Origin of the sequence: Sphingobium sp. JAI105, assembly GCF_015752145.1 — a bacterium.
Lineage (GTDB): Bacteria > Pseudomonadota > Alphaproteobacteria > Sphingomonadales > Sphingomonadaceae > Sphingobium > Sphingobium xenophagum.
The window spans coordinates 2037306-2050768 of record NZ_JADOUC010000001.1 but is presented as its reverse complement, the minus strand read 5'-3'; the positions used below and the strand labels follow the sequence as shown (position 1 = coordinate 2050768).

Genomic DNA, 13463 nt, shown 5'->3' with positions numbered 1-13463 from the left:
CATTACTCCTTGGCTGGGGGGACGGGAAAATCGGCGAGGAGGTCGGCGGCCCAGTCGAGGCCAGTTCCATCGAGGAAGCGGGCCGCGAAATCGTCGCCGCCATGTTCGGCCAGCAACCCATCGATGCGGGTCTGGGTCGCGGGATCCGAAGCACCGCACAGGGCCAGCGCAATCGGGCCAAGGCCCAGTTCGAACAGGCGGTTGCCGCGTGCGGATTGCAGATAATAATGCCGCTTGGGGGTGGCGCGGCTGACGAGCTCGATCTGCCGCTCGTTGAGGCCGAACCGCTCATAGGCGGCGCGTGACTGCGGTTCGATCGCCCGGTCGTTGGGCAGCAATATGCGCTGCGGGCAGCTTTCGATGATGGCCGGCGCGATACTGCTGTCGGCGATGTCCGCCAGGCTCTGCGTCGCGAACAGCACCGCGACATTCCTTTTGCGTAGCGTCTTCAGCCATTCGCGGATGCGCGCGGCGAAGAGCGGGTGATCCAGGAAGATCCACGCCTCGTCGAGCACCAGCAGCGTGGGCCTGCCGTCGAAGCGCTCCTCTAGGCGATGGAAGAGATAGGTCAGCACCGGGGCGACGACGCCGGCCTGTCCCATCAGGGACTCGGTCTCGAAGCACTGGACGTCGGCGAGCGCGAGATGCTGCTCGGCCGCGTCGAGAAGGCGGCCATAGGGGCCGTCGAGCGTATAGGCCGTAAGCGCGGTACGCAGCGCATTGGACTGGAGCAGCATGGCGAGCCCGGTCAGCGTGCGCTCCTCAGGGGGCGCCGATGCGAGACTGCCCAGCGCCGACCAGACGGCGTCCTTCACCTCGGGGGTGACCATGACCTTTTCGTGCGCCAACAGCGCCGCGATCCATTCCGCGGCCCAGCTCCGCTCGCTCGAATCGTCGATACGGCGGAGCGGCTGGAACGCCAGGGTGTCGCCGCTGTCCGCGCCAAGCCCGAGGGCATGATGGGCGCCGCCCATCGCCAGCACCGCCGCACGCGCCGAATAGCCCTTGTCGAAGATGTAGAGCTGGGAGCCGCCGTAGCGCCGGAACTGCAGCGCGATCAGCGCCAGCAGCACCGACTTGCCAGCACCGGTCGGCCCGACGACGAGCATATGGCCGACATCGCCGACATGGGTCGAGAGGCGGAAAGGCGTCGATCCGCTGGTCTGCGCATAGAGCAGCGGCGGTCCATCGAGATGTTGGTTTTCCGCTGGGCCAGCCCACACCGATGACAGCGGCATGAGATGGGCGAGGTTGAGGGTGTGGACCAGCGGCTGGCGTACATTGGCGTAGGCCTGGCCGGGCAGCGACGACAGCCATGCCTCGACCGCGTTGACGCCCTCGCGCTTCGCTGTGAAGCCGAGGCCGTTGATGATCCGCTCGGCCGCGCGGACCTTTTCCTCGGCGCGGTTACGGTCGGCGTCCGACACCGTGATCGTCGTGGTGAGGTAGCCGAAGGCGACATGATCGCCGCCGAGCGCCTGCAGAGCGAGGTCGGCATCGACGACCTTGTTGTCGGCATCGGTATCGAGGAGCTGGACCGGCTGGTTGTACATCACCTCACGCAGCAGCGCGGTGATCGACTTGCGCTTGTTGAACCATTGCCGCCGGATCTTCGTCAGCGCCTTGGTCGCGTCGGTCTTATCGAGCGCGATGAAGCGCGTGACCCAGCGGTATCCGAAATCTTGGTGATTGAGCGCGTCGAGGATACCCGGCCGGCTGAGGTTCGGGAATCCCAGCACTGTCAGCGTGCGCAGATGGCTCGCGCCGAGCATCGGCTCCAGCCCGCCGACCAGTGGCGTGTCGGCGAGCAGCGCATCGAGATAGATCGGTGTCTCCGGCACCGCGACCGGGTGACGGCGGCTGGAAACGGTGCCGTGCAGATAGGTCAGCGTCTCGGCGTCGCCCAGCGCGCGCACCTCGGGCATGAAGCCCGACAAGAGGTCGAGTACGCGATCGGTCTCGGCGATGAAACCGGCGAGGCCGGCGTGCCAGTCCCGCCCTTTCGCGTCGTCAGGCCGCTCAACCAGTGTCCGTCCCGCCGCGTCGCTGCTGTCGGCGGATGGCAGCCAGACCAGCGTGCCGTGGAAGCGGCTCTCGAAATGCTGGCCCTCGGCCTCGAACCCGGCACGCCGCTCCTGCTCGACCAACCAGGACGCCGCGTCGGGAAAGACGCTCTCGGGATAGCCGAGCGCGTCGCGCCGCTCGGCTTCGAAGAACAATGCCCAGCCTGAGCCGAGGCGCTTGAGCACATTGTTGGCTCGCGCGCAGGCCGACACCAGTTCGGCCTCCGTCGCGCTTTCGAGATCAGGACCGCGAAAGCCGAAGCTGCGCTGGAAGCTGCCGTCTTTGTTGAGGACGACGCCGGGTGCGACCAGCGCTACCCATGGCAGATGATCGGCGAGCCGGTCGGCGCGCGACCGGTATTCGGCAAGGTTTAGCATGCCAGATATCCTTTCTGGCGCAGATGGCGCAGCAGCACCTGCACGAAGTCCGGGTCGCGGCGGGCAGCGAAAACGGCGATGCTGTGGCCGACGGCCCAAATCGCGATCCCTACGAGCCATTGCTGCAAGCCCAGGCCAACCGCGGCGGCGATCGTGCCGTTGACGATCGCGATGCCCCGGGGCGCGCCACCCAGCAGGATGGCTTGCCCCAGGCTGGCGTGGATCGGCGCCTCGAATCCCTCGATGTGGCTCACGCGACGAGCGCCCCACCGCCGAAGCTGAAGAAGGACAGGAAGAAGCTCGAGGCGGCGAACGCAATCGACAGACCGAAGATGATCTGGATGAGCTTGCGGAAGCCACCGGCGGTCTCGCCGAATGCGAGCGCCAGCCCGGTGGAAATGATGATCAGCACCGCGACGATCTTGGCGACTGGGCCCTGGACCGACTCCAGTACCTGCTGGAGTGGTTCTTCCCACGGCATACCCGCGCCGCTGGCATAGACGCGGCTGGTCATGGTGATCGACAGGCCGAGCACCAGCCCGGTGAGGAAGAAGCGGTCGCGGGGGGAAATACGAACGATGGTCATGTCAGTCTCCTTCATTGTTGGGGGTCGGCGTTGGGGTGAGATCGACGACGGCATAGCCGCCGTCTGGATCGAGTCCGGCGGCGCGCGCGATCGTTTCGATCCGCCGCGCGGTGCCGCGCCCGGCGATGAAAACGATCATGTCGATTGCGTCGGCGACCAGGCGGCGCGGCACAGTGACCACGGCTTCCTGGATAAGCTGCTCGATCCGGTAGAGAGCGGAAGCGGCGCTGTTGGCATGGACGGTAGCGATCCCGCCGGGATGGCCGGTGTTCCAGGCCTTGAGCATGTCCAGCGCCTCGCCGCCGCGTACCTCGCCGACGATGATGCGATCGGGTCGAAGGCGCAGCGTCGAGCGCACGAGATCGCCCATGGTGACGGCGCCTGGGCGAGTCCTGAGCGCGACCGTATCGCGCGCCGGCGATTGCAGCTCGCGAGTGTCCTCGATCAGGATCACCCGTTCGTCGAGATGCGCCATCTCGGCGAGCAGCGCGTTGGCGAGCGTCGTCTTGCCCGAACTGGTCCCGCCGGCGACGAGGATGTTGCGGCGATCGACGACGGCGAGCGACAGCAGGCGTGCGGCCTCCGCCGACATGATGCCGTCGGTCACATAGTCCATCAGCGTATAGATCCGCGCCGCCGGCTTGCGGATCGAAAAGCAGGGGGCGGTGGATACGGGCGGCAGGATTCCCTCGAACCGCTCGCCCGCGCCAGAACCAAGCGGCGGCAGCTCGGCCGATACGATGGGCTTGTCACTATGCACCTCTGACCGGACATGGGACGCGACCAGCCGGATGATCCGCTCGACCTGGGGCGCATCGAGCTTCACGTCGGTATCGACAAGGCCCTCGCCGAGGATATCGACACGCAGCGCCCCGTCGGGATTTACCATGATCTCGATCACCCGCGGGTCGGCGAGCGCGGCGGCTATCGCCGGCCCCATCGCGGTGCGCAGCATGGCGCGACGGCGTTCCGCCGAGACGCTTGTCGTCTGGGCGGACATCACGATGCGCCTCCATCGGGTTGGGCGGGCGCCAGCGTGCGTGTGCCACCGGCGAGGTGGCGGCCGACCTGCGAGACGAACGCCTCGAACCGATCGCGGCCGATCGCGCGGGCGGCGGCATCGGCTTCGGGCAAGGGCGCCGTCACCATCAGCTGGTAGCGGACGAACAGCGACAGGCTTTCCAGCAGCACGTCGATGTCGCGCCGCGCGCCGGCGAGCTCGCGCGTCAGACGGTCGAGGCGAACCTTCAGGAGGTCGTCGATTTCCTTGGTCCCCCGGCGCGCCAGCCAATCCTTCAGCGCATCGTTGACGAGGTGGCTCTTGTTGCCGCGCGGACCGGCGGCGATTGCTTCCAGCGCGTCGCTGAGTTCGCGGTCGATATAGAGGTTCTGGCGGATCTTCATCGCGGCCTCAGAAATCCGGTATGAGGTCGCGCTTCGCGCCCTCGTTGATGGCATGACCCCGGACGACGGCGTTCTGCCCTTGCGCCTGGTCCATGGCGCGCTTGTCGGCGGCGACATCGTCGTCATCGGGCACGATCTGGGGATCGCGCGTTTCGGCGGCGTCGGTCGCCTTGGAAACCTGTTCGGGAAGGCCTGGGTGACGCTGCTGCTGCATGCCGCCATCGTCCTCGCCGCCTGCGGCATCCTCCGCTTGGTGCAGGCGGTCGTCGGTGCTGCGCACCTGGTTGGACCAGTCGTCGCCGCGCGACTTCGGCCGATCGGCATATTGGCCCGACGCCAGTTTGGGAGCGGCCGCCACGCGCGCGGCGAAGTTGCGATCGCGGAAATAGCGCAGCTTGCTTGCCCGGATCGGCGCGAGCCCGGACACGAGCACGAGCTCTTCGTCGGGCGAAAGCTGCATCACCTCACCCGGCGTCAGGAGCTGGCGGGCGGTCTCCTGGCGGCTGACCATGACGTGGGCGAGCCAGGGGGCGAGCCGGTGGCCGGCATAGTTGCGCATGGCGCGCTGCTCGGTCGCGGTGCCGAGCGCGTCGGAAATGCGCTTCGCGGTCCGCTCGTCATTGGTCGCGAAGGCAACGCGGACATGGCAATTGTCGAGAATGGCGTTGTGCTCGCCATACGCCTTCTCGATCTGGTTGAGGCTCTGCGCGATCAGGAAGGCGCGGATGCCGTAGCCGGCCATGAAGGCAAGGCTGGTCTCGAAGAAATCGAGGCGGCCCAATGCCGGAAACTCGTCGAGCATCATCAGCAGCTGGTGCCGGCGCGTGGATGTGCCAGGCTGGTCGAGCCGCTCGGTGAGCCGGCGGCCGATCTGGTTGAGCACGAGGCGGATCAGCGGCTTGGTGCGGCTGATGTCAGATGGCGGAATGACGAGATAGAGCGACAAGGGCCGCTCGGCCTCGATCAGGTCGTCGATCCGCCAGTCACAGCGCGACGTGACCTCGGCGACGGTCGGATCGCGGTAGAGGCCGAGGAAAGACATGGCGGTCGACAGCACGCCCGAGCGCTCGTTCTCGCTCTTGTTGAGGAGCTCGCGCGCGGCGGAAGCGACGACGGGATGGACCCGGGGGTTCTTGCCGTCGCCGAGATGATTGGTGGTCATCATCCGGCTGAGCGTGGCGACGAAGCTGCGCTGCGGATCGGACAGGAAGGTCGCGACCCGCGCGAGCGTCTTCTCCTCCTCGGCGTAGAGAATGTGGAGGATCGCGCCCACCAGCAGTGAATGGCTGGTCTTCTCCCAATGATTGCGGCGTTCGAGCGCGCCTTCGGGATCGACCAGGATATCGGCGATGTTCTGGGCATCACGCACCTCGTCGATGCCGCGACGGACCTCGAGCAGCGGATTATAGTGCGCCGACGCGGCGTCAGTCGGATTGAACAGCAGGCAGTGCGAGAACCGCGCGCGCCATCCGGCGGTCAGCGTCCAGTTCTCACCCTTGATATCGTGGACGACGGTCGAGCCGGTCCAGGACAGCAAGGTCGGGACGACAAGGCCCACGCCCTTGCCCGATCGCGTTGGCGCGAACGCCATGATGTGCTCGGGGCCGTCATGGCGGAGATAGCGCCCGCCGAGCGTGCCGAGCATGACGCCCGCGTCGCGATGGAGCCCGGCGCGCTCGATCTCGCGGGGGCTTGCCCAGCGCGCCGAACCATAGGTGGTGACGTTGCTCGACTGGCGCGCGCGCCACAGTGAACCAAAGATCGCCGCCGCGCAGCCGATGAAGCCGCTGGCGCCGGCGAGCATGCCCGCCTTGTCGAAGACGATCGGGGCGTAGGCGTCATAGTGATACCACCAGCCGAACAGCGCCCAGGGATGGTAGATCGGAACATTGCCGAGCCGGAACCACGGCAACCCCAGTTCGGGCTGATAGGCGAGCATCGCCGCCGCCCACTGCGTCGCGGCCCAGACCCCCGCGATGACGATCGCGAGGACGACAAGTATCTGGCCGATGAGCAATTTGGTGGGTGTCACGTCGAAGCTCCCGCCCGCCGGACAGGGTCGGCTGGGGCGGATTCAGACTCGGTGACGGGGTCCAAAAACGGAACGGGGCTGATGGGCGCAGATGGGCTCGTGTCGGCCGACTTCGGCCGGAAGTGGGGACCGGAAGCTATCTGGCAGGCTTCGCCAGGCGGTTAGAGACCGGCTTCTGTCCGGAGCGTTTCGACGCGTTCGCGCGAAACGGTCTCGACGATATCGCGGAGAGCGCGGACCGACTGCGAAAGCGCCACGAGGTCGTCATTGCCGATTTCGTAGCTGGCCGAATAGCGCGCCTCGACATAGGCGCGCTTCAGCAGTTCGAAGCGGCGGCGGTCGATCCGGGTGGCGCGCGGCCACGCCTCGATCAGGCGCGGTTCGCTGTCCTCGGCGAGCGAGCGCAGGAACTTGATATTGTGCGAGCGCGGGAAATAGAGAGTGCGGACGAGAAGGAAGCAGGCGTAGGCCGTTTCCGTGGCTTGATGCAGGTTGAAAGCCGCATGCCGTCGATATCGAATTGGATCATCGGTACGGGCCTGTTGCGCCGATGCAGTTTCAAGCCAGACGTCGATATCGCCCAGTTTCTCCTCGAAGTATTTTGATGCCATTTCATACGCGTCAGCCGCCGTCAGCGGCTGCGGCGTGGCGAGCGCATTGCCGGGCAGTCCGTAGAGTTCGATGCCGTCGCGAGCGATATCGACCCAGAAATATTCACCACGGCTCAGCGCCTGGTTCACCTCCTGCAAGGTGTGGACGATGATGTTCACCGGCCGAGCGATTGCGGTATCGCGCAGGATCTTGTCTTCGGCGACGTACCAGTAGTCGGCGATGTCGGTAAGATCGGGATGGCTGACGATGATCAGCAGGTCGTAGTCAGACTGGTAGCCATTCTCGGGTTCGTCGACCCAATCGTTCCGCGCATAGCTGCCGAACAGGATGACCTTGAGGATGCGGCCGTTCTTCTTCCACGGCTGGTTCGCGCGCGCCGTCGCCTCAGCGAACTCGCCCATCAGCAATTGCTTCACCCGATCCAGTTCACCTTGCTGGACCGAGGGCAGATGATCAACATTAGAGCGCACGGCGGCGATTCTCGCGAGAGACCAGGCGCTTGGCAAGCCTTGACCGCGCGCATGGACACGCCGATGGTCCTGCCTCACGCACGAGCGCGGCCTCGTAGATATCGAACACGCCTGTGCATCGCCCCGTCGTCTCCCTTATTTAAGCCCGCTTACCTTAGCTTGTTTGCTAATTAAGCCAAGCGCCAGTTGCTTAAATAAGATGTTTTCCGCATATGGGTCCGCATGGCCGATCCTGAACCGAATCTGCGGCTGGGCCGCTTCGTCGAGACCCCCGTTGCGGGCGAGGTTGTGCGGGCCTTCGTACCGCCGCCGCTTCCACCAGCGCCACCCGTCGATGTGCTGGGCCTGCTCGACCGTCTCAGCTTGGCCGAGCGCGCCTTGGGGCGCCTCGACGGCATCACCATGCTGCTGCCGCGCCAGGAACTCTTCCTCTACATGTACGTGCGAAAGGAAGCGGTGCTGTCCTCTCAGATCGAGGGCACGCAATCGACCTTGTCGGACCTGCTCCGATTCGAAACTGAGGCGCAGGCCGGCCAGCCGATCGACGATATCCGCGAGGTCTCGAACTACGTCGATGCCATGATGTACGGGCTCGATCGACTGGAAGAGCTGCCACTGTCGCTTCGTCTCATCCGAGAGATGCACGAGCGCCTACTGCAAAGCGGCCGCGGCGGCACCAAGAGCCCCGGCGAATTCCGCCGTTCGCAAAATTGGATCGGCGGCACGCGCCCAGGCAACGCACTGTTCGTGCCACCGCCGATTACGGAACTCGATGGCTGCCTGGATGCTCTCGAACGCTTCATGCACGAGAGCGAGTCACGCCTGCCAGCACTGATCAAGGCAGGTCTCCTTCACGTCCAGTTCGAGACGATCCACCCGTTCCTTGATGGCAACGGCCGCATCGGCCGCCTGCTGGTGACGCTGTACCTCTGCGTCAACGGCGTCCTGCGCAAGCCACTGCTCTACCTCAGCCTCTACCTGAAATCACACCGCGCCGAATATTATCGACTGCTTCAAGAAGTGCGGGAGAACGGCGCTTGGGAGGCGTGGCTCGATTTCTTCCTCGCCGGCGTCGCCGACACCGCCAATCAAGCCTTCGACGCCGCCACCCGAATAGTCGATCTTTTCAAGGAAGACCGCGAACGTATTACGACGGAGAGCGATCGTGCCGGCTCGGCGCTACGGGTTCATGATCTTTTCCAGCAGAACCCGTTTCTCACCGCGAATCATCTGGTGGAACGGACCGGCCTCTCGGCGCCGACGGTCAATGCCGTGTTAGCGGACCTCGAACGCCTTGCTATCGTTGATGAAGTAACTGGCAGGAAACGGGGCCGGGTGTTCGGTTATCGTCGATACCTCGCCATCCTCGGTGAGGGTACGGAGCCAATGGCATCGCCAATCATAGGTAGGCAGGTATAATATTGATTCCTGTCATTCAGGCTTCAGCCTAAAATGCTCGAGCGCATGCGAGAACGTGGTTAGGGCAACGCCAGCGATGGCCGATAGGTTCGGTCGCTTCCACCTTCGAAATCGAATTCGTACAATGTTAATCTGCCGAGCTGCGGTCGACGCTGACCAATGAAGAAGCTTAGCGCATTTGGTGCCGCTAGGAACAGATGTACTCGAGGCGCAGAACTCGTTGAGCGGAGCGCCGCCACCAATGCGGTCGCGAGATTGGCTGCATGTCGCCCCGATCGGATCGATTGCGGGCTCGCTCCGCCTGAAGGTTCGCACAGCATCAGTCGGCCGACATCGGGTAAGCGCTCCGCCAGAAAGCGCTCGACGTCCTTCGTGATATCGTGGGTGAAGCCGGCGGCGATCGCGATCTCAGACCCTGTCCCGACCTCCCGCAGCTCTGTTTCCAGGACAGGCCAACCATCCTGTAGTTCGCCATCGTCGGCCGACCAGATCTGACGGTTGGGACTGCGCTGCTCAAGCTCGATTGCGCGCCCCGACTTGATATCCAGCACGGATCCCGCAGCGAAGGCAAGCGTGGCATGTGCATCCAGCGCAAGGCGCAGCCGATCGCCGTCGCGCGCGGCTTCTCGTAGGAACGCAACGAGGCGTGGATAAATGCTAGTCTCCCAATCGGCTTCGTTGCGCACGAAGCGGTCGTCGAACTCGGGGGTGAGATCGAGTACTTTGGTGCAACGCAGCTCAAGTGGGTCGATTGCATGCTCGAATGACTTGACGCCATAGACGATCGTCGGCGGTGTCGCGTCCGCCAGCAGGCGCTCGCGCCGAAGCGCGTCATGCAGTGACGCCCGATCAAATTCGAGCCGACCTTGCGCCATCCACTGAAAGATCAGGTCGTCATACGGAAAGGCGCTGTCGCTCGGCGGAATGCGCCGCATGCCGGCCACAAAAAAGATCAGATCGAGCTGATCCCGCAGATCGTCAAGCGAGTCTCCGGCCTGGCCGAAAGCGAGCGTGGCCGCGAACGCCTGCAACCCGACGTCATCCAACTTGAGATGCTCACGCCACAGTTTCCGCACGCCTCCGACCCGGCTGCGATCGGTCGTATCGTCGAACAGGCGTTTAGCACGGATCGCGCCGGATCGCGTGCCGATCAGCGTTCGCAGGGGATCGTCGCGATCAATGGTCCAGTTGGTGAGCAGCTTGAACCGGGTGCCGGCCGCTTGGTTGCCGGCGACCCGTTTGCGCAGCGAGCGCCCGCTGCAGCAGGGAACGCGCGTTCGCGTTCACAAACTCGGGATCGATTAGATGCGTATAGCCGTAGGTGCCCGGCGAGACGTGCCATTTACACTGGATATGCTCGCGCACGAGCGCCATCCCGTCCTGATCGAGCTGACCCCGACCAGGTATGTAGTCGACCCAAATGTCGTCGTAGCTTTTGGGACCAGTCTCGAACGCGACGCGCGTAATTGCACTTTCCGGAATTAGCAGGCGCCCCGCCCGCAGCCAGAACATGCGCGCCTGGAAGGTGTCGCCATCGCGGCGGACGGTCACGGCCTCGGTCATGACGCGCCCCTTATATCGGCCCGTCGCGGAAGGGCGGCGTTGGCGCCATCTGCTTGGTGATCTCGATCGCGCGCCTTGGGTCAACAGCGCGAGCGGGATAGGCGTCTAGGACGATCGCAGGCAATAGGCGCTGGGTGAGATCTGAGAAGGTGAAGGCCGCTTCATTCTTCGCGCGCGGCCCGGTTAACGCGATCATGTTGTCGATCTGGGTGGCATTGAACCCGAGCGGCGCCAGCCGCGGCCCTAGGACCTCGCGGCGTCGTGCGTCATCGGGCCGGTCGAACGCAAGAAGCTCCGCGGCGCGACGACGGACGGCAGGATCGAGCGCGCTCAGCCGATTGGTACACATAATGACGGCTGCCGGTAGGCGGTTGTTGGCGAGACGGTCGATCCCGCGAATGAAGGCATTCACGCCGCTGCGATCCTCATGGTGCATTTGTGTCGCTTCACGCGATTGCGCGAGCGCGTCGGCTTCGTCGACAAGCAGGATCAGCGCGCCGCGCGACCGGCCACTGGATTTAAGCTTTGCCGCCTCCGAGGCGGTATAGTCGAAGGCGGCGGTCAGAAGCTGCGTCATCTCGCCGACCTTGCCCTGCCCGCGGGTAGACAGGCTGAGCGGCAGCAGGGTGACGTCGATATCCTCGGCGCGTGCGACCGCGTCGCCGATGGTCTCGGCGAGCTCGGTCTTTCCCGATCCAACGTCTCCGGCGAGGATCACGAGCGGGGGGCGGCGAAGCACCGTGTCGAGAAGCAAATGGGCATCAGGGTGATGCGCCTTGGCCCACCTCTCAAGACCGGCCGGATTAACCAGCAGACCGAGGATCTTGGACAGGCGCTGCTTGTGGTCATCGATGCCGACCAGGCGGTCGAGGCGCTGTTTTGCACCAGGATCCGGGTAGCTGATGCGGCGCTCGAACAGCGCCGCGACGTCGATTCCATTGGACATTAGTAGCTCCTCACAGACGAGCGGCCCAGCGCGTGGCCACCTGCGGAATAGGTTCGATCCTGTTCGAGATAACCGCTGATCCCCGGCTCGGATGCACCGCCACGGTAAAAGGGAAGCGACTTTTTGAAAGCGTCCTGCTGCGTGCTGGTGAGCGCGTCCCATGCCGGCGAATAGGTCAGGAAGCTGTAGAACGACGCGCCGCTGATATCCGCCCACGGCTTGATCTTGCCAGGATCGTCGTCGGTGCCGCTCATGCCCAACAAATCCTTCGCCATGTAGCGTAGCGTCGGTTCGATCCAGTTGCCGTCGCGCTTGTAGCCGTAGCTAACGGTACCGAGATATCCTGCCTTGAGGAGCTGGACGACCTCTTCCTCATAGGTTGCGATATCGGCGTCGCTAGGCTTCCCATAATGACGCTGCATACGCTTCAGGTCGGCCGCAACCTTCGCCGCCATGTGCCGCGCGTGGGTGATCGTGAAGCTGGTCGAAGCGGAGATGGTATAGCTGGAGGCCATGGTCGTTACACCTGGAAGGAGGGACCGAAGGCCTTCTGCCAGTAACGGACGGTCTCCTGCTTGGTGGGGGCGTATAGGGCGGAGTCGATCGCATCGCCGGCGTCCAGCGCGGCGTCCACGATGAGGTCAGCGTTGGTTACGGTGTAAAGCTTGCTGACGTTGTTGAGTTCGTTGACCGGATCGATGATCTGGACCGGCTCGGTGAAGCTTGGGACCTTCGAGGCTGCGTAGCAGTCGGTGAAGGCAATCTTCTCGCGCAGCTTCGTGCGCGCCACATACGAGAAGAAGTGCTGGAGGGCGTCGGGATAGTCCGAGAAGTCCAGCCCATCGTCACAGAGCTTGGCGAGGATCAGCTCGATCATGAAGGATTTGAAGCGGAATCCGTCCTGCTCCGCTTTCATGCGACGTGCCCAGAACTTTATCAGGCGAACGACCTGCGAAAAATGCTTCTCCTGCGCCTGCTTGCGCTTCTTGCAGAAATCGAGGTGCAGCGGGATACTCGTCTTGAGGAAAGAGCCGTCGTCCTGGCTAACCAGATTGCCATACCATTGCGGATCCCCGTCATAGAGGATGGGGACGATATCGACGTCTAGCCCGGATCCCTTGAAGGAGACAGTGTGCGTATTTCGCAAAAGTCGGACAGCTGCTTCGCTAAATCCCGGACAAGCGCTTCAGTAAATCCGGGACAGCTGGTGTAGGCAGTGGATGCCTGGTTGCTGTCAGGGTTGAGTGATTTCGATATTTGCTTCCTGGGTCAAGCCATGCGGAGCTTTTTGTCGCCGCATGCTGTCTCCTTTCAGCGTGATGCGATGGGCATTGTGGACGATGCGGTCGAGGATAGCATCGGCGATCGTGGGCTCGCCGATCATTTCGTGCCAGGCCGCCACGGGGAGCTGGGCGGTGATGAGCGTGGATCTGCGGCGATACCGTTCCTCGAAGATTTCGAGCAGATCAAGGCGTTGCTGATCGTTGAGACTATGGGTACCCCAGTCGTCCAGAATGAGCAGCTGAACGCGGGCAAGCTTGTCGACGACGCGTGGGAAGCGACCGTCGAGGCGCGCGAGTGCAAGATCCTCGAACAGGCGCGGCATGCGCAGATATAAGACGGAGTGATCCTGGCGCGCCGCCTGTCGCCCGAACGCACATCCCAGCCACGTTTTTCCCGTGCCGGTTTGGCCGGTGATAATGAGATTCTCATTTGCCTTGAGCCAGGCACCCTGTGCGAGCGAGAGGATATTGCGGCGATCCAGTCCGCGATGCGCCCCGAAGTCGATATTTTCGACACAGGCGTCGACAAAGCGCAGTTTCGCGCTGGCAAGACGATTAGTCAGCCGTCGATCGGCGCGAGTGGCGATCTCGCGGTCCAGCATGAGCCCGAGCCATTCGTCTCGGGTCAGATCGCCAGCGGTGTCTTGCTCGGCAATGTCGCGCCACGCGGCCGCCATGCCCGCTAGCCCCAGGCTATGCATTTGATC

Annotated in this window: 14 protein-coding genes; 1 reads left to right on the top strand and 13 read right to left on the bottom strand. The window is 64.0% G+C overall.

Annotated elements, in window-relative coordinates:
* Positions 1–2: 2 nt before the first annotated feature.
* The 7 genes from trbE to IWY39_RS09830 all read right to left on the bottom strand — a co-directional run bounded on the left by trbE (position 3) and on the right by IWY39_RS09830 (position 7581).
* Positions 3–2441: a conjugal transfer protein TrbE gene (gene trbE, locus IWY39_RS09860; protein ID WP_107126177.1), complete on the bottom strand. Its 2439-nt coding sequence runs from the start codon at positions 2439–2441 to the stop codon at positions 3–5.
* Positions 2435–2695, bottom strand: coding sequence for a VirB3 family type IV secretion system protein (locus IWY39_RS09855; protein WP_107126176.1), 261 nt, complete (start codon positions 2693–2695; stop codon positions 2435–2437). Before IWY39_RS09855 ends, trbE begins: the two co-directional genes overlap by 7 nt.
* Positions 2692–3027: a TrbC/VirB2 family protein gene (locus IWY39_RS09850; protein ID WP_107126175.1), complete on the bottom strand. Its 336-nt coding sequence runs from the start codon at positions 3025–3027 to the stop codon at positions 2692–2694. The genes IWY39_RS09855 and IWY39_RS09850 overlap by 4 nt, the downstream gene beginning before the upstream one ends.
* A 1-nt stretch (position 3028) precedes the next feature.
* Positions 3029–4027, bottom strand: coding sequence for a P-type conjugative transfer ATPase TrbB (trbB, locus tag IWY39_RS09845; protein WP_107126174.1), 999 nt, complete (start codon positions 4025–4027; stop codon positions 3029–3031).
* Positions 4027–4431: a CopG family transcriptional regulator gene (locus IWY39_RS09840; RefSeq protein ID WP_107126173.1), complete on the bottom strand. Its 405-nt coding sequence runs from the start codon at positions 4429–4431 to the stop codon at positions 4027–4029. The genes trbB and IWY39_RS09840 overlap by 1 nt, the downstream gene beginning before the upstream one ends.
* Before the next feature lie 7 nt (positions 4432–4438).
* Positions 4439–6463 carry a conjugal transfer protein TraG gene (locus tag IWY39_RS09835; protein ID WP_107126172.1) on the bottom strand — a complete coding sequence of 675 codons (2025 nt, stop codon included), beginning with the start codon at positions 6461–6463 and terminating at the stop codon, positions 4439–4441.
* Between the two features lie 161 nt (positions 6464–6624).
* Positions 6625–7581, bottom strand: a complete 957-nt coding sequence (locus IWY39_RS09830) for a HEPN domain-containing protein (RefSeq protein ID WP_231377505.1) — start codon at positions 7579–7581, stop codon at positions 6625–6627.
* A 186-nt stretch (positions 7582–7767) separates the two neighbouring features.
* On the opposite strand from IWY39_RS09830, the gene IWY39_RS09825 reads away from it, so the two are divergent.
* On the top strand, positions 7768–8964 hold the full coding sequence (locus tag IWY39_RS09825; RefSeq protein ID WP_107126170.1) for a Fic family protein: 1197 nt from the start codon (positions 7768–7770) through the stop codon (positions 8962–8964).
* 59 nt (positions 8965–9023) lie between these two features.
* On the opposite strand, the gene IWY39_RS09820 is transcribed toward IWY39_RS09825, so the two are convergent.
* The 6 genes from IWY39_RS09820 to istB all read right to left on the bottom strand — a co-directional run bounded on the left by IWY39_RS09820 (position 9024) and on the right by istB (position 13457).
* The gene (locus tag IWY39_RS09820; RefSeq protein WP_196871432.1) at positions 9024–10040 is read right to left on the bottom strand and encodes an SAVED domain-containing protein; all 1017 of its coding nucleotides are present in this window, start codon (positions 10038–10040) and stop codon (positions 9024–9026) included.
* A gap of 100 nt (positions 10041–10140) precedes the next feature.
* A complete protein-coding gene (locus IWY39_RS09815; protein ID WP_196871431.1) occupies positions 10141–10527 on the bottom strand; it encodes a hypothetical protein in 387 nt (128 codons plus the stop codon).
* A 10-nt stretch (positions 10528–10537) separates the two neighbouring features.
* A complete protein-coding gene (locus IWY39_RS09810) occupies positions 10538–11473 on the bottom strand; it encodes an AAA family ATPase (protein WP_107126169.1) in 936 nt (311 codons plus the stop codon).
* Positions 11473–11988, bottom strand: a complete 516-nt coding sequence (locus IWY39_RS09805; protein WP_107126168.1) for an HORMA-1 domain-containing protein — start codon at positions 11986–11988, stop codon at positions 11473–11475. The genes IWY39_RS09810 and IWY39_RS09805 overlap by 1 nt, the downstream gene beginning before the upstream one ends.
* Before the next feature lie 5 nt (positions 11989–11993).
* Positions 11994–12620, bottom strand: a complete 627-nt coding sequence (locus IWY39_RS09800) for a CBASS oligonucleotide cyclase (RefSeq protein ID WP_196871430.1) — start codon at positions 12618–12620, stop codon at positions 11994–11996.
* An 87-nt stretch (positions 12621–12707) separates the two neighbouring features.
* On the bottom strand, positions 12708–13457 hold the full coding sequence (istB, locus tag IWY39_RS09795) for an IS21-like element helper ATPase IstB (protein WP_231377638.1): 750 nt from the start codon (positions 13455–13457) through the stop codon (positions 12708–12710).
* Positions 13458–13463: the final 6 nt, after the last annotated feature.

Excerpts from the sequence above, each read along its gene's own strand:
- trbE (WP_107126177.1), bottom strand. The coding sequence starts at position 2,441 with ATGCTAAACCTTGCCGAATACCGGTCGCGCGCCGACCGGCTCGCCGAT.
- IWY39_RS09850 (WP_107126175.1), bottom strand. The coding sequence starts at position 3,027 with ATGACCATCGTTCGTATTTCCCCCCGCGACCGCTTCTTCCTCACCGGG.
- trbB (WP_107126174.1), bottom strand. The coding sequence starts at position 4,027 with ATGTCCGCCCAGACGACAAGCGTCTCGGCGGAACGCCGTCGCGCCATG.
- IWY39_RS09840 (WP_107126173.1), bottom strand. The coding sequence starts at position 4,431 with ATGAAGATCCGCCAGAACCTCTATATCGACCGCGAACTCAGCGACGCG.
- IWY39_RS09825 (WP_107126170.1), top strand. The coding sequence starts at position 7,768 with ATGGCCGATCCTGAACCGAATCTGCGGCTGGGCCGCTTCGTCGAGACC.
- IWY39_RS09815 (WP_196871431.1), bottom strand. The coding sequence starts at position 10,527 with ATGACCGAGGCCGTGACCGTCCGCCGCGATGGCGACACCTTCCAGGCG.
- IWY39_RS09810 (WP_107126169.1), bottom strand. The coding sequence starts at position 11,473 with ATGTCCAATGGAATCGACGTCGCGGCGCTGTTCGAGCGCCGCATCAGC.
- IWY39_RS09805 (WP_107126168.1), bottom strand. The coding sequence starts at position 11,988 with ATGGCCTCCAGCTATACCATCTCCGCTTCGACCAGCTTCACGATCACC.
- istB (WP_231377638.1), bottom strand. The coding sequence starts at position 13,457 with ATGCATAGCCTGGGGCTAGCGGGCATGGCGGCCGCGTGGCGCGACATT.